Source organism: Terrabacter sp. NPDC080008 (assembly GCF_040702505.1).
In the GTDB taxonomy this organism is placed as follows: domain Bacteria; phylum Actinomycetota; class Actinomycetes; order Actinomycetales; family Dermatophilaceae; genus Terrabacter.
The window spans coordinates 75,904-90,424 of the sequence record NZ_JBFBLC010000008.1; the positions used below are offsets into that span (position 1 = coordinate 75,904).

Below are 14,521 nucleotides of genomic sequence, written 5' to 3' on the forward strand. Positions count from 1 at the left end.
GGCGGCCGATCCGTGGCCTGATGCAGCGAGCAATCCGTGCTCGACGGGGACTATCGGCAGGCGGTGCCGGGACGTTAGGGCCTCAGCCCCGCACGTCGACGAACACGGGTGCCTGCTGGGGCGACGGGGCCGAGGTCCGCAGGGCCGTCAGGTGGTGCACCACCGACATCCGCAGCGCGTCGAGCTGCGCCGCGACGCGGGCCTGCGCCTCCGCGAGCGCGCGTGCCTGTCCGAGCAGGTGGTCCGGCAGCGGGCCGAGACCTCGGGGCGGCACCCAGGTGGCCAGCTGTGCGGCAGCGACCGTCGACTCCGAGGGTGGCGCCTGCTGCGCCAGCTCGCGCTCGAGGGCGGCCAGCTCGGACCCGAGGCGCTCCAGGACGACCTCCCAGCTCTCAGCCAACGACGTGCACCGTCCGCTCGGCGCCGGCCGGAGCCGGCGCCTGGGCCGTGCCGGCCGCGGCGTGCCAAGCCTCGTGCAGCGGGGTCAGCAGCCGGATGGCCTCGCGCGTGCGGGCGACGTCGCGGTGGATGTTGGCACTGACCAGCGCCATCCGCACATACTCGTAGATGCCGCGCAGGCCGTCCGCTCCGTCCCACAGCTCGGGCCGCAGGCTCGTGGACAGCTCCAGCACGATGTCCTGGGCGTGCAGCAGCTGGTCGCTCGCGGTCTGCCAGTCGGCAGCCTCCTGGGCGGCCTCGGCCCGGCGCAGGTCGAGCAGCAGCCGGTCGTAGAGCATGGTCAGCAGCCGCGCCGGGCTCGCCGACAGGACCGCGTCCCGGGCGTACTGCTGGCGGGCCTGGGCGGCATGGGCTGGGGTGGTCACGCGTCGGTCCTCACTTGGAGTTCTGCGGGGCGAAGCTGGGGAGCCCGGCGATCTGGCTCGTGAGCCAGGACTGCTGGGACTTCAGGGTGCCGAGCGCCGTGTCCATGGCGTTGTAGACCGCGAGCAGCTGCGTGCGCCGGTCGGCCAGGCGCTGGTCCCAGGTCGCGATGCGCGTCCCGAGGTCGTTGGACACGGACTGGCGACCGGCGATGAGCTGGCTGATGGAGCCGCTCGCGGGCGCCGAGGCGTTGTTCGCGGCGGTCGCGACGCGCCCCGCGATCTCGGACAACGCCGCGCGGGTGCCCGGGGCGTCGGCGGCGAGAGCAGCGGTGAGCTTGTCCTGGTCGAAGGTGAAGGTGCCGTCGCGCTGGATGACGATCCCGATCTCCGAGGGCGAGCGGCCGTTGCTCGTCGGCCGGTAGACGGCGTCCGTGATCGCGGTGCTGATGGAGCGGACGGTCGAGTCGCCGGTGAGCAGTCCGCCCTGAGCCGACGAGACGCCGGTCGCACCCGAGGTCGTGGAGACCTTGGTGTTGGACGCAATGGCACCGAGCAGGTCGTTGACGGAGGTCACGAGGTCACCGGCCTGCTTGGCGACTGCCGCGGTGTCGGCGCTGACGGTGATCGTCGTGGCCGTGCCGACTCCCGCCGCGGTGGCGGTGACCGACACACCGGGCACGACGTCGGTGAAGGTGCTGGTCGCCGAAGTGATGACCTGCTCGGCGGGCGTGCCGGCATACAGCAGGGCCTTCGCGTCCTGGGCGGGCGAGACGACGGCGGCGCCCGCGCGGCTCATCAGGTCGGTGGCGGTGCCGGCGGTCACCTGGGCGGCGGTCCCCTCGAAGGCGCCGAAGGACCCGGCGGCTCCCGAACGGGTGGACGTCAGCTGGAGCCGGTAGAGCGGGGCGCCGGTGGCGTCCGTTCCGGCGGCCACCTTGAGCGCCCGCGCGGGACCGCCGGAGGCGTTGACGGCCGAGACGACGTCGTCGAGGGAGGCGCTCGCCGGGGTGATCTCGGTGCTGGCACCTGCGCTGTCGACGAGGGTCAGGGTGGCGGGCGCGCCGGTGCCGTCGGTGGGCCACGCGCCGAGCTGCGCCGTGACGTCGACCTGGGTGCGGGCCAGCTGCGTCACGGTGAGGTCGAAGCTGCCGCCGGTGGCCGAGGTGCCGGCGGTCGCGGTGATGCCGGTGGTGGTGGACGCGGCGGTGAGGGGGTTGAACGCTGCCGGCAGCGCCAGCTTCGCGGCGAGCGTGCCGAGGGCTGCGGCCTTGGTGTTGAGGGTGCGCAGCACGGTCATCAGGCTCTGCTGGTCACTCTGCGCCTGCTTCAGCTGCTGCTGCGGCAGGGCCTCGGCCGCCATGAGCGAGTTGACGATCGAGGTGATGTCGAGGCCGCTGCCCAGGCCGTTGACCGAGACTCCCACGAGGTGCTCCTTGATCGGGCGCGAGGCCGTATGCGGACGTTGGGCGCCGCTCGGCCTTGTCGTTTGGGTGGGGGCTGGGCACCGCCGGCGGCCGGGGGTAGTGTCCCCGGCCACCGGCGGCTAGATCCCGTGGCTGTTCAAGCCTGCTCAGCCGAGGAGCTTGAGGATCCCCTGGCTGGACTGGTTGGCCTGGGCGAGCATCGCCGTGCCGGCCTGCGAGAGGATGTTGGACTTCGTGTAGTTGACCATCTCCGCCGCCATGTCGGTGTCGGTGATGTGCGACTGCGACGCCGCGAGGTTCTGCGCCGCGATGTTCGCGATGTTCATCGCGTGGCTGAGGCGGTTCTGCTGGGCTCCGAGGTCGGATCGGCCGGTCGAGACGTTCTTGATCGCGTCGTCGATGTTCCCGATCGTGGTCTGCGCCTTGGTGCTGTCGGTGACATCGAAACCGGCGGCGGCCGAAACGACTGATCCACCCGTGAGCGTGACGACCTTCGTCAGGGCGGTCCCCAGATCCACCGTGTTGACGGCGATCTGGGATGCGGCGTCGCTAGCAGCGCCGATCTGGAAGTTCAGGGTCGCCGGTCCCTTGGTCGCCCCGCCTTGGAAGAGGTTGATGCCGTTGAAGTTCGTCGACTCTGAGATCCGGGAGAGTTCCGCACCAAGGGCGTCGGCTTCCTTCTGGATGGCTGCGCGAGAGTCGGCGTTGTTCGAGTCGTTCGCGCCCTGCACCGCGAGGTCGCGCATGCGCTGCAGGATCGAGTGGACCTCGCCCAGCGCGCCGTCCGCCGTCTGGACGACGTTGATGCCGTCCTGGGCGTTGCGGGCGGCCACGCCGAAGCCGTTGACCTGGGCCTTGAGGCCCTCGGAGATCGTCAGGCCGGCGGCGTCGTCGGCCGCGGTGTTGATGCGCAGGCCGCTGGAGAGCTTGGACATCGAGCTGGCCATGCTCGCCGAGGTGCGGCTGAGGTTCTGGTACGCCTGCATGGCAGACAGGTTGGTGTTGACGGTCAGAGCCATCGTGGTTCCTCCATGAATGGTGTGGGTGCTGCCGGGCCCGTCCGTGGGCCCTCAGCCGCTCCTATCGGCGGGTATCCCGACGGCGTTAGCGCGGATCGGGAGATTCTTCGCTTTACCCCGCCTTTACCACGTGGCTAATCGGCCGTGAACCGCTGCCGATAGAGGAGACTGACCGGGCACGAGGCGCCGGTCCACGACATCTCCGGGAGGGGGAGCCAGCCATGGACAGCGCGACCCTGCTGACGCGAGGAGACAGCCACGTGGGAACGGTCTCGGACCTCTCGGCCCGGCTGTGGCACGAGCGCGAGCTGCTGGACCTGCTGACCTTCAAGCTCGAGGAGGAGCAGCTGCTGCTCACCGCCGGCCGGACCCGGTGGATCTCGCACGCGACGCGCGAGGTGGAGCAGGTGCTCGAGCGGCTCAGGGCCGCCGGCCTGGAGCGCGCTGCTGCGGCGGCCACGGTGGCCCACGAGTGGTCACTCCCTGCCGACGCGACGCTGCGCGACCTCGCGGCCGGCGCCCCCGACGGGGCCTGGTCCGAGATCCTCTCCGCTCACCTGGCCGCCATGACCGAGCAGTCCGCGACCATCCGGGCGCTCCGCGATGCGAATGCGCAGTTCCTACGGGCCGCCGCCCGCTCGACGCAGGAGACGCTCGCCGCCACCGACCTCACGTCGGGCACCACGTACGACGCGCGAGGGCGGGCGGCCTCTTCGGGCGAAGCGCACCTCTTCGACCGCGACCTCTGACCGCACCCCCGACCACGAGCTCCGCCCGCACCTCCCGACCCACCACGACGACCCGCCCACCTCGAAAGGCCACGATGAGCACCTTCGGCCCACTCGGCACCGCCTACCGGGGGCTGTCCGCCGCCCAGCAGGCGATGGACGTCGCCGGGCACAACGTGGCCAACGTCGGCACCGACGGCTACACCCGCCAGCGCATCGAGCAGTCCTCGATCAGCGCTCCCGCTCAGGGCTGGGCGGGGGCCACCGGTGTGCAGGCCGGTCAGGGTGTCTCCGTCGACCGCACCGCCCGGCTCGGCAGCGCCTTGATGGACGCGTCGGTGCGCCTGACCGCGTCGAGCGCCGGCTACCTCGCCCAGCGGTCGTCGGCCCTCGGCCGCGTCGAGTCGACCCTTCGCGAGCCGGGCACCGACGGGCTCTCCGCCCGCCTGACCGCGTTCTGGTCGGCCTGGCACGACGTGGCCAACCGGCCGGGCGACCCGGGAGCGTCCAGTGCCCTGCTCAGCGCGGCCGGCCAGGTCGCGACGACGCTGTCGACAGGCCGCACGGCCCTGGAGACTCAGTGGGCAGACACCGCGACCGACGCACGGGGCATGGTCTCCTCCCTCAACGACGCGGCCGCCCAGGTGGCGGCCCTCAACAAGCAGATCCGGTCGGCCGTCGCGCAGGGCGGCTCCCCCAACGAGCTGGTGGACGCACGCGCCAGACTGACCGAGTCGATCTCCTCCCTCGCCGGCGCGGCGGTCCGCGACGAGCCCGATGGCACGGTCACCGTCTACCTCGGAGGCAACGCCCTCGTCCGGGGCGACAGTGCCCGTTCGGTCGCCGTGGTGGGGGCGAGTGCGCTGGACGGCGCCGCCGCGTCGCCGCCGCGGCTGGAGTGGGCCGACCAGCCCGGCCACGAGGTCGGGCTCGAGGGCGGCACCATCGCCGGAGCCCTCTCGGTCCTCGCGCCCGCGCAGGCGGACGGCACGGGCGGCGCCATCGCCGAGGCCGCGGCCTCCTACGACGCGCTCGCCCGGTCGATCGCCTCGTCCGTCAACGCCGTCCACCGCGGCGGTCAGACCCCGACCGGCGCCACCGGCCTCGACTTCTTCCGCCTCGACCCCACGCAGCCGCCGGCCCGTGGGCTCTCGGTCGTGCCCACGAGCGCCGACGGCATCGCGACCGGAGCGGTCGGGTCAGGTGCCCTCGACTCCTCCACCGCGGATGCCATCGCCCAGCTCTCCCGCGGGAGCGCATCGCCCGACGCGCAGTGGGCTGCATTCGTGACGGCCACGGGCAGCGCCTCCCGCGCGGCGACGCAGCAGGCCACCATCGCCGACACCGCCGCCGGCAACGCCAAGCAGGCCCAGGTCTCGGGCGCATCGGTGAGCCTCGACGAGGAGAGCGTGGGGCTCATGGCGGCCCAGCACGCCTACCAGGCGGCCGCCCGCGTGCTCAGCGCCATCGACGAAGCCCTCGACACCCTCATCAACCGCACCGGAAGCGTAGGACGCTGACCATGATCCGTGTGACCGACCAGTCGATGTCCCTCGCCGCGCAGCGCGCGCTGGGCGAGCGGCAGTCGCGGCTGTCCGCCGCCCAGCAGACCGCCACCTCCGGCGCCCGCATCTCGCGCCCGTCCGACGACCCCGTCGGCACCGGCGAGGCGCTGCGCGTCCGCGCCGAGCTCGCCGCCCGGGGCCAGTTCCAGCGCAACATCGCCGACGGCACCGGCTGGCTGCGCACCATCGACTCGGCGCTCGACGGCGCCACCGGCGTCCTGCGCCAGGTCCGCGACGCGGTCATCCAGGGCGGCAACGGCTCACTGACGCAGGACGCCCGCGACGCCCTCGCCTCGGTCGTCGACGGTCTGCGCGCCGACCTGCTCGCCTCGGCCAACACCCGCTACCTCGGGCGCAACGTCTTCGCCGGCACCTCCGACGCCGAGGCCGCCTTCACCGACGGGACTCCACCGACCTTCAACGGTTCGCCCGGCAGCGTGACGCGCCGCATCTCCGCCGACCAGAGCGTCCCCGTGGACGCCGACGGCCGCGCGGTCTTCGGCACCGGCGCGACGTCCGCGTTCTCGGTCCTCGACGGGATCGCTGCCGACCTGCGGGCCGGCACCGACCCGACGTCCCGGCTCGGGGCCCTCGACGCCGCGATGAGCACGGTCGTCAGCGCCCGCTCGGAGGTGGGCACCCGGTCGGCGCTGCTCGACCGCGCGAGCCAGGCCACGACCGAGGCCACGACATCGCTCACCTCCCGGCGCACGGCCATCGAGGACGTCGACCTCGGTCAGGCGGTGCTCGACCTGCAGCTGCAGCAGACCGCCTACCAGGCGGCCCTCGCCGTCACCGCGAAGGTCCTCCAGCCGAGCCTGACGGAGTTCCTGCGATGAGCACCCTGCTGTTCGAGCAGCCGATGCCGGGCCTGGACCCGCACACCGTCTACGAGCTGGACCCGGTGGAGGGGGCCGACGGCGTCTACAGCCTGCAGCCGCAGGACGCCCCGGACGTGCGCCTCTTCCTGCTCGAGGCCGCCCTCTACCTGCCCGACTACGTCCCCGAGGTCACGGCGGCCAGCACGCAGGTCGGCCTCGAGCCCGACGACCGCGCCCGCATCCTCGTCGTGGCCACCCCCGGCGACTCGGGCACGTCCGTCAACCTCGCCGCCCCTGTCGTCGTCAACGAGTCCGCAGGCCGGGCGGTTCAGGCCATCCTCGACGGCTGGGACCTGCGAGCGCCGCTGACCTGAGCGGCCGTACGTCCGAACGGCGGGGTTTCACGCGCCCGGTGCCTGGCGGGTGGGGTCCAGACACCGGACGCGCTGGTCGTTGAGTCAGCGGACCCGGCCGGCGACCCAGGCGGTGGTCCAGAGCCTCGAGAGCTGGACGCGCTGGCCCGGACGGGGCGCATGCCACACCTTGCCGGAACCGGCGTAGACGCCGACGTGGTAGGCCCGGCCGCCCGACATGAAGAAGATGAGGTCACCGGGGAGGATGTTCGCCTTGGCGATCCGGATCGTCGCGAGGCGCTGAGCGTTCGCCGTGCGCGGCAGGTATTGGTGCAGCCGGGTGTGGAAGACGTAGTAGACGAGGCCGGAGCAGTCGAAGTACGTCGGGCCGGCGCCCCCCCAGCGGTACCACTTGCCGACTTGGGCGGCCGTGAGGCGCAGGCCCTGGGTGCGCAACGGCACCGCGTAGGCCGGCGTGGCGTGGACCGTGACCGCCGACACGGACGTCGATCCCGGTGGGGAGCCGGTCGAGCCAGTGGAGGCAGCGGTGCCGGACACAGGAGCGCCGCCCAGTCCGAGGAGCAGGGCGGCGGCGAGCAGCGGTGTCAGGGCGAGCGAGCGAAGTTGTCGGAGACTGCGTGGAGGGCGTGCAGGGGTAGTAGCGGGCATGGTCGGGTTCCTTCCCACGCCTTCGAGATGAGCTGTCGGGTTCGGGCGGAGGTAGCCCGGCCGCGCATGGCGGCTTCACCCCGAGGACCGGTCCTTGCCGGCCCAGAAGTGGGTCTCCCGATCCTGTCCACGTGATGCTTTGACTGCCCCGACGGCGGACAGGACTCGGCGTGCCGCGGGCCGACCGGGGAAGACCCCGGTCGATGAGCACTCACGACGGTGGCAGAGCGGGGCCGTGAACCATAGGTCATCGCTGGATATCGGCAACTGTTGCCGGGACAAACGGTGCCCAACCCGGGCACGTCGCCGGGCGTCCCGACGCCCAAGAGGTGGCGGACGGCATACGCGCCCTCCGACGGACCGGGCGAAAGGGGTGGACCGGGGCGCCAATAGGGGCGCACGATGGACCCGGCCGCGCGTGGCGCGCGGTGACTCGTCAGTGTGCAGGCCCGGACCGACTGTTACGTCGAGGGCCGGAGAGGGTGGTGGCCACCATGGCCGGCAGAGCGGCTCGCGCCCTCCCCCACCCCACTCCCGGCTGACCGGCCATCCGGTCATGCCCGCGAACCGACGAGGAGCACGACCGTGAAACCCCTGACAGAGCAAGAGATCCGCGCGTCCTTCATCAACGCGAGCCGTCGCGAGGCGAAGCAGGCACCTCTGCCCGACCTCGAGCGGCTCGGTGACCGCTGGGAGTCGCTGGACTACCTCGGCTGGACCGACCGGAGCAACCCGCAACGCGCGTATGCCGTGGTGCCCGTCGACGACGAGCCCGTCGGCTTCCTGCTGCGGGCCTCCGAGCGGACGCGGAAGTCCAGCGCGATGTGTGCCTGGTGCGAGGACGTCATCGCCACGAGTGACGTCAAGCTCTTCACGGCCAGGCGCGCCGGCGCCGCCGGCCGCGAGGGCAACAGCCTCGGCACCCTGGTGCACACCGACTTCAGCTGCTCGACGCACGTGCGGCGGCTGCCGAACAGCATGGAGGGCGGCCTCGACCCGGTGGCGCTCGTGGCCCGTCGGGTCGAGGAGCTGCAGCTGCGCTCGTCCGCCTTCGCCCGCCGCGTGCGCGACGGTTCCTAGGCGCCGCGCCGGGCGGCGCGCGTTTTGGACGACTGGTCCGGCTGTTGCTACGGTAGGCGACGCCTCGCAGGCGTAGTTCAGTAGCAGAACAGCCTTCTTCCAGAAGGAAGACGTACGTGCAATTCGTGCCGCCTGCTCCAGACGAAGGGCCCGGTCACTGCGACCGGGCCCTTCGGCATACCTCCCTGTCCTTGCGCGCATTACTGGCCGGTAGCATCATGGAGGTAACCGGCCAGTAACTTCGCGCGCCCGCCGGCGACGGCGCGGCCGCACGAGCGAGAAGAACGCGGAGGGTCCCCCGATGGGCCACTACAAGAGCAACGTGCGCGACCTCGAGTTCAACCTCTTCGAGGTCTTCGACCGCCAGGAGGTCCTGGGTCAGGGCATCTACGCCGACGTGGACGTCGACGCCGCAAAGGACATCCTCCACGAGGTCTCGCGCCTCGCCGAGAACGAGCTGGCCGACAGCCTCCTCGACAGCGACCGCAACCCGCCGGTCTACGACGCGGCCACCCAGACGGTGACGATGCCGGAGTCGTTCCGCAAGTCCTTCCGCGCCTACGTCGACGGCGACTGGGGCAACCTCGACGTCCCGGCCGAGCTCGGCGGCATGGTCGTTCCGGCGTCGCTGCGCTGGTCGGTGGCCGAGATGGTCTGTGGCGCCAACCCGGCCGTGCACATGTTCACCGCGAGCTACTCCTTCGCCAACCTCCTCTTCCACCTCGGCACCGAGGACCAGAAGAAGCTGGCCAAGCACATCGTCGACAAGGCCTGGCACACCACGATGGTGCTCACCGAGCCCGACGCCGGCTCCGACGTCGGCGCCGGCCGCACCAGGGCCGTCCAGCAGCCCGACGGCACCTGGCACATCACCGGCGTCAAGCGCTTCATCACGAGCGCCGAGAGCGACCTCGTCGACAACGTCGTGCACTTCGTGCTCGCCCGCCCCGAGGGCGCCGGCCCCGGCACCAAGGGCCTGTCGCTCTTCATCGTGCCGAAGTTCCACGTCGACCTCGAGACCGGTGAGCTCGGCGAGCGCAACGGCGCCCACGTCACCAATGTCGAGCACAAGATGGGCCTCAAGGTCTCCACGACGTGCGAGGTCACCTTCGGCGAGCACGAGCCCGCCGTCGGCACCCTCCTCGGCGACGTCCACGACGGCATCGCGCAGATGTTCAAGGTCATCGAGAACGCGCGGATGTTCGTCGGCACCAAGGCGATTGCCACCCTCTCGACCGGCTACCTCAACGCGCTCGAGTACGCCAAGGAGCGCGTCCAGGGCGCCGACCTCACGCAGATGACCGACAAGACGGCGCCGCGGGTGACCATCACGCACCACCCCGACGTGCGGCGCTCGCTCATGCTGCAGAAGGCGTACGCCGAGGGCCTGCGTGCGCTCGTCATCTACGCCGCGAGCCAGCAGGACGCCGTCAACCAGGCGCAGGCCGGCAACCCGACCGTGCCGCTCGAGAAGGGCTCGCCGGCCGAGCTCGCCAACCGCGTCAGCGACCTGCTGCTCCCCCTCGTCAAGGGCCTGGGCTCCGAGCGCGCGTGGGTGCTGCTCGGCACGGAATCCCTTCAGACCTATGGCGGTTCGGGGTTCCTGCAGGACTACCCCGTCGAGCAGTACGTCCGCGACGCGAAGATCGACACCCTCTACGAGGGCACGACCGCGATCCAGGGCCTCGACTTCTTCTTCCGCAAGATCGTGCGCGACAAGGGGCAGGCGCTCGGCCTCGTCGCCGGCCAGATGCAGGAGTTCGCCAAGGACCTCGGCGGCTCGCTCGACCGCGAGCGTGAGCTCCTCGGCCGGGCCCTCGAGGACGTCCAGGGCATCGTCGGCCACATGATCGGCGACCTCATGAAGAGCGACCCGCGCACGGGCGGCGACCCGGCCAACCTCTACAAGGTCGGCCAGAACACCACGCGCCTGCTGCTCGCCGCCGGTGACCTCGTCGTCGGCTGGCTGCTGCTGCGCCAGGCCGAGGTCGCCCAGAAGGCGCTCGACGGCGCTGCCTCAGGCAAGGACGCCGACTTCTACCGCGGGAAGGTGGCGGCGGCGTCGTTCTACGCCAAGAACGTCCTCCCGCGCCTGGCTGCCGAGCGCGCCATCGCCGAGGCCACCGACAACGACCTCATGGACGTGCCCGAGTCGGCTTTCTGACCGGCGCCACCTGCCCGAGTGCCCATCCCCCGATGCGGGGGGTGGGCACTCGGCGCTCTCCCCGAGGGCGTATGCCGTCAGGCCAGGGAGCGCTGGTAGGCCGGGCAGAGCTCGACGACCCGGAAGCCGAGGGCCTCGTTGATCGAGACCATCCACGAGTTGGTGTCGGCGTTGCCGGTGACCACCCGCCGGCGCTCGGGGTGGTCACGCTGGAGGCGGCGCAGGTTCTCCACCTTGAGCGCCATCCCGAGGCGGTGCCCGCGATGCTCGCGTTGCACGAGCGTGCCCCACTGCCAGGCGGTCCCGGGCGCACCGGCAGGAAGGACGAGGTCGGTGTAGGCGACCACGCGCCCGCTCGCCTCGTGGACGGCGACGGTGGTCAGGCGTACGCGGGCCTGCGCCTTCTCGACGTCGAGGTACTCCCGGTAGCGGGCCGGCGTCAGCGACTCCTCCTCGAAGTCGATCTCACCCGAGGGCGCGTCGACCGCCAGCTGGTTCATGATGTCGCAGAGCGAGGCGACCAGGTGGTCGGGCACGCCGCCGACGTGCGTCTCGAGGCGGTAGGCGCCGTCCCAGCGGGGTCGCGCCTGCGCGGCGTGCCGGTCGAGCAGCGCGGCGGCCACGGGCAGCTCGAGGTGGCGGACGACCTCGATGTTGCCCAGCACGAAGCCGTGCCGTTCGGCGAAGCGCCGGTAGCCGTGCCCGTCCGAGTCCGGCGGGACGTGGAACTCGACGAGCACGGTGGCTCGGCCCTCCTCGCGGGCGCGGGCGACGAGGCGCTCCACGAGCGCGGTGCCGGCACCGCGGCGCCGGTGTCCCGGCGCCACCTGGACGTCGGCCCAGGTCATGGTGACGTTGTCGGTCATCGGCAGCCAGAGCGTCGCCACGCCCACGAGCTCCGAGCCGTCTCGTGCGCCCCACAGCTCCATCGGCTCCGCCTCGTCGACGTGCCGCCACTCGACGAGCGTCTCTGCGAGAGAGGGCGGTTCGAACCAAGGACGCTCGTGCGCCCTGCTCGCGACGATGACGTCGTACGCGCGGGCGCACTCGTCGTCGTCGCGCAGGTCGATGCGCGTGACCTCCATGTCCCGACGGTAGGCGCGATGTCGCCCGCCGTGCCATCGAGTTTCTGGCCGGGCTCGGCGCCTGGTCCAAGCCCTCAGTCGATGCGCGGGCCGCGGGGGCGGGTGGCGCGGAGCAGGAGCAGGCCGATGGCCAGGACGGCGAAGCCGACGACGGGTGTCACGTCGCCGACGAGGAAGAAGACCGGGCGGTTGCCGAGCACGTCGACGCCGACGATCGAGACCATGAGGATCCCGAAGAAGAGCACCGCCGCGGACGCCGCCGCCAACGGGTCGACCCACCGGCGCCCCTCGAGCGCAGCCGGTTCCGGACGCGGGGCGCGGTCGAAGCGGACGAACAGCGCTACCAGCACGGTGGTCACCGCGGCGAGCACCGCGAAGAGCAGCGGCCTGCTCAGCCACCAGGCTGCCGATGCGATCGGGGGCTGGCTGACATCGAGAGCACTCATCCCAAGCAGCACCGTCATCAGGGCGGTCAGGTGCCACAGGAAGGCGGTCATCGCGAAGGGGCCCGCCACCACGACACCGCGCCACACCGGAGGCCGTGACAGCACGCGAGCCATCACCGGACGCAGCACCACGGCGAGTCCGCAGATGCCGACTCCCTGCGCGAGCAGCGCGGCCGTCGGCGGCGCCATGTTGGAGACCGCCTCACCGGGCAGGCCCACCATCGACGTCGGATAGGGCCCGAGCGCGACGGCCAGACCCATGGCCCCGTAGCCGGCGACCGCCATCGCCCACCCCCTGCCGGTCGTGAGCAGCTCGTCGCGCCAGGCGAATCCGAGCTGGTGCAGGGCGAGCCAGACCAGCGCGAAGTTGAGGTTGCCGACGAGCTCCGGACCGCCACCGAAGCGCACCACGTCGACGACGACGGCGAGCGCCACCAGGACGGCGACCACCCGGAGACCCCACCACCGGTGCAGGCGTCGCATGAGCGGGGCGAAGGCGCACGCCCCGAGGTAGATGCCGACGAACCACAGCAGCTGAGGCACCGTGACGAGCGCGTCGCGCGCCAGGCGTCCGGCGTCTCCCGGGCGCGAGGTCAGGCCGGAGAGATCGGCGAGGACCCCGATCGCGACCCAGACCGCGAGGAAGGCGAGGGTGGGTCGCAGCAGGCGGGTCGCGCGCCTGCGGAAGAACGCGGCATACCGTCCTCGGCCGGACGGCGAGCGCCGCTCGAGGGACTCGAGGGTGTGCGCGTGGGCCACCCCGCCGACGAGGAAGAAGAGCGGCATCACCTGCAGCAGCCACGTCAGCGGCTGCAGGGCCGGCACGACGGCCAGTGCGTTGGTGATCCGGCCGTCCGGCGTCAGGGCGACCATGAGCCAGTGGCCGAGGACGACGACGAGCAGCGAGCCCACCCGCAGCGTGTCGACCCAGCGGTCCCGGTCGGCCGGGGTGGCAGCCTCCACGGCAGACGCCGAGCGGGGCATTGCACTAGACGCGGGGCCGGATCGGGGTGGGCGCACAGCGCGATGGAAGCACGAACGGCGGCCCGAGCAGATGAGTCCCGCTGCTCAGGCCGCCGCCCTGCGGCCTACCTCACACGATGTCGTCGCGGCGCTCCACGCGCTCGACGACGTCAGGACCGCCTCGACGGTCGGTGACCACGGTGTGCTGCGTGCGCGTGCGCTGGGCGTTGATGACCAGCGCCAGGATGATCGCCAGGGCGCCGGCGACCATGAGGATGACGCCGATCGTGTTGCCCGTGCTGCTGCTGAGGTTGAGCACGCTCGAGTCGATGTTGGTGAAGAAGAAGATGGCACCGACGACGAGCAGGAAGATCCCGAGTCCGATACCCATGAGGCCTCCTTGGTGAGGGCATGCTTCGTCACATGCCTGCGGTTCACATACCCGCGGGGTGCCGCCTGCGACCAGCGGCCGGTCAGCGCTGCCGGCGGCCGAAGGCGAGGCTGACCGCCGAGACCACGAGCATGACGACGGCGACCCCGACGGCGATGGCGATCTCGTAGTAGAGGTTGCGGGCCGCGAGGCCGTAGGCGGCGTCGGCGACGGTGCGGGCGACCTGCTGCCCGACGCGGCGCATGAGCGGCTCGCGCGCGACCATGACGACCAGCGCCAGCGCGGCGGATGCGGCGATCCAGCCGAGGGCGACGAGGGTCGTGGCCGTGCGCCAACGGCGGGCGAGCGCGATCGAGAGCAGCGCGAGGACGGCGACGACCACGGGAGCCCACGGCCCCCAGGCGTCGGCCACGCGGTATGCCCGTTGCGCCGTCTGCAGGTCGCTGGCCTTGACGAGGGGGATCGTCACCACCGGAGCGATCGCCGCGGCGTTGGGCACCCCGGCCTGCTCGAGGGTGGAGGTCAGCGCCGGTATCGGGATGGCGACCCGCATCGCGACCCGTCCCTGGTCGTCGAGCTCGGTGCTCCCCCGACCCTGCATGACCGCGATGAACTGCGTGTGCACGGCGCGCAGCGCCGAGGTCCACGCGGTCGCGACCTGGGGGCTCGCGACGAGCTGGGTCGCCTCCGTGCGGAGCGGGACCTCGAGCGCCTTCTCGATGGCGGGCTGCAGCTGGACCGCCGACAGCACGCCGTTCACGACGCCGTCGGCGAGGGCCTGCTGCACCTGCGGCTTGGCGACGACCGGCTGCAGCTCCTGGACGAAGACGTCGGTGCGGGTGAGCAGCACAGAGGCCCAGAAGCCGACGAGCGCCACGGGGAGCAGCACGACGGCGAGCAGCCCGCACAGCAGCGAGAGGAAGGAGCGTCCGCCGGATGCCTGTCGCGCCACGTCTGCCACCTTCTCCAATCGAGGTCGCCGGGGTTCG

Annotated in this window: 15 protein-coding genes, 1 tRNA gene and 1 riboswitch; of the genes, 7 read left to right on the forward strand and 9 right to left on the reverse strand. The window is 72.0% G+C overall.

Annotation, left to right across the window (positions count from 1 at the left end; translation table 11 throughout):
• Positions 1-82: 82 nt before the first annotated feature.
• The 4 genes from AB0316_RS19355 to AB0316_RS19370 form a co-directional block, all read right to left on the reverse strand.
• Positions 83-400: a hypothetical protein gene (locus AB0316_RS19355; RefSeq protein WP_366274776.1), complete on the reverse strand. Its 318-nt coding sequence runs from the start codon at positions 398-400 to the stop codon at positions 83-85.
• Complete coding sequence (gene fliS / locus AB0316_RS19360; protein WP_366274777.1) at positions 393-824, reverse strand: flagellar export chaperone FliS; 432 nt, start codon at positions 822-824, stop codon at positions 393-395. Before fliS ends, AB0316_RS19355 begins: the two co-directional genes overlap by 8 nt.
• 10 nt (positions 825-834) lie before the next feature.
• Positions 835-2,247: a flagellar filament capping protein FliD gene (gene fliD / locus AB0316_RS19365; protein ID WP_366274778.1), complete on the reverse strand. Its 1,413-nt coding sequence runs from the start codon at positions 2,245-2,247 to the stop codon at positions 835-837.
• 147 nt (positions 2,248-2,394) lie between these two features.
• Positions 2,395-3,267: a flagellin gene (locus AB0316_RS19370; protein WP_366274779.1), complete on the reverse strand. Its 873-nt coding sequence runs from the start codon at positions 3,265-3,267 to the stop codon at positions 2,395-2,397.
• Positions 3,268-3,488: 221 nt separating this feature from the next.
• Between AB0316_RS19370 and AB0316_RS19375 the strand changes: the two genes are divergently transcribed.
• The 4 genes from AB0316_RS19375 (at position 3,489) to AB0316_RS19390 (ending at position 6,755) form a co-directional block, all read left to right on the forward strand.
• Entirely contained in the window at positions 3,489-4,016 is a 528-nt protein-coding gene (locus tag AB0316_RS19375) for a flagellar protein FlgN (protein WP_366274780.1), read from the forward strand.
• A 74-nt stretch (positions 4,017-4,090) separates the two neighbouring features.
• A complete protein-coding gene (gene flgK / locus AB0316_RS19380) occupies positions 4,091-5,515 on the forward strand; it encodes a flagellar hook-associated protein FlgK (RefSeq protein WP_366274781.1) in 1,425 nt (474 codons plus the stop codon).
• A gap of 2 nt (positions 5,516-5,517) precedes the next feature.
• Positions 5,518-6,399, forward strand: a complete 882-nt coding sequence (gene flgL, locus AB0316_RS19385; protein ID WP_366274783.1) for a flagellar hook-associated protein FlgL — start codon at positions 5,518-5,520, stop codon at positions 6,397-6,399.
• Complete coding sequence (locus AB0316_RS19390) at positions 6,396-6,755, forward strand: flagellar assembly protein FliW (RefSeq protein ID WP_366274785.1); 360 nt, start codon at positions 6,396-6,398, stop codon at positions 6,753-6,755. Before flgL ends, AB0316_RS19390 begins: the two co-directional genes overlap by 4 nt.
• 84 nt (positions 6,756-6,839) lie before the next feature.
• Here the strand turns inward: AB0316_RS19390 and AB0316_RS19395 are convergent, their stop codons facing one another.
• Positions 6,840-7,235, reverse strand: coding sequence for a C40 family peptidase (locus tag AB0316_RS19395; protein ID WP_366274786.1), 396 nt, complete (start codon positions 7,233-7,235; stop codon positions 6,840-6,842).
• Between the two features lie 173 nt (positions 7,236-7,408).
• Positions 7,409-7,584, reverse strand: a riboswitch (cyclic di-AMP (ydaO/yuaA leader).
• 404 nt (positions 7,585-7,988) lie between these two features.
• Between AB0316_RS19395 and AB0316_RS19400 the strand changes: the two genes are divergently transcribed.
• From AB0316_RS19400 to AB0316_RS19410, 3 genes are all read left to right on the forward strand, one after another.
• A complete protein-coding gene (locus AB0316_RS19400) occupies positions 7,989-8,483 on the forward strand; it encodes an FBP domain-containing protein (protein ID WP_366274787.1) in 495 nt (164 codons plus the stop codon).
• A 66-nt stretch (positions 8,484-8,549) separates the two neighbouring features.
• Positions 8,550-8,623 (forward strand) — tRNA-Gly (locus tag AB0316_RS19405).
• Between the two features lie 161 nt (positions 8,624-8,784).
• Positions 8,785-10,647 carry an acyl-CoA dehydrogenase gene (locus tag AB0316_RS19410; protein WP_366274788.1) on the forward strand — a complete coding sequence of 621 codons (1,863 nt, stop codon included), beginning with the start codon at positions 8,785-8,787 and terminating at the stop codon, positions 10,645-10,647.
• Positions 10,648-10,724: 77 nt separating this feature from the next.
• Here the strand turns inward: AB0316_RS19410 and AB0316_RS19415 are convergent, their stop codons facing one another.
• From AB0316_RS19415 to AB0316_RS19430, 4 genes are all read right to left on the reverse strand, one after another.
• Positions 10,725-11,732, reverse strand: a complete 1,008-nt coding sequence (locus AB0316_RS19415; RefSeq protein ID WP_366274789.1) for a GNAT family N-acetyltransferase — start codon at positions 11,730-11,732, stop codon at positions 10,725-10,727.
• Between the two features lie 74 nt (positions 11,733-11,806).
• Entirely contained in the window at positions 11,807-13,141 is a 1,335-nt protein-coding gene (locus AB0316_RS19420) for an acyltransferase (RefSeq protein WP_366274790.1), read from the reverse strand.
• A gap of 130 nt (positions 13,142-13,271) precedes the next feature.
• Entirely contained in the window at positions 13,272-13,532 is a 261-nt protein-coding gene (locus AB0316_RS19425) for a DUF6458 family protein (protein ID WP_366274791.1), read from the reverse strand.
• Between the two features lie 82 nt (positions 13,533-13,614).
• A complete protein-coding gene (locus AB0316_RS19430) occupies positions 13,615-14,484 on the reverse strand; it encodes a hypothetical protein (RefSeq protein ID WP_366274792.1) in 870 nt (289 codons plus the stop codon).
• Positions 14,485-14,521: the final 37 nt, after the last annotated feature.

Excerpts from the sequence above, each read along its gene's own strand:
- AB0316_RS19415 (WP_366274789.1), bottom strand. The coding sequence starts at position 11,732 with ATGGAGGTCACGCGCATCGACCTGCGCGACGACGACGAGTGCGCCCGC.
- AB0316_RS19370 (WP_366274779.1), bottom strand. The coding sequence starts at position 3,267 with ATGGCTCTGACCGTCAACACCAACCTGTCTGCCATGCAGGCGTACCAG.
- flgK (WP_366274781.1), top strand. The coding sequence starts at position 4,091 with ATGAGCACCTTCGGCCCACTCGGCACCGCCTACCGGGGGCTGTCCGCC.
- AB0316_RS19390 (WP_366274785.1), top strand. The coding sequence starts at position 6,396 with ATGAGCACCCTGCTGTTCGAGCAGCCGATGCCGGGCCTGGACCCGCAC.
- AB0316_RS19410 (WP_366274788.1), top strand. The coding sequence starts at position 8,785 with ATGGGCCACTACAAGAGCAACGTGCGCGACCTCGAGTTCAACCTCTTC.
- AB0316_RS19425 (WP_366274791.1), bottom strand. The coding sequence starts at position 13,532 with ATGGGTATCGGACTCGGGATCTTCCTGCTCGTCGTCGGTGCCATCTTC.
- flgL (WP_366274783.1), top strand. The coding sequence starts at position 5,518 with ATGATCCGTGTGACCGACCAGTCGATGTCCCTCGCCGCGCAGCGCGCG.
- AB0316_RS19375 (WP_366274780.1), top strand. The coding sequence starts at position 3,489 with ATGGACAGCGCGACCCTGCTGACGCGAGGAGACAGCCACGTGGGAACG.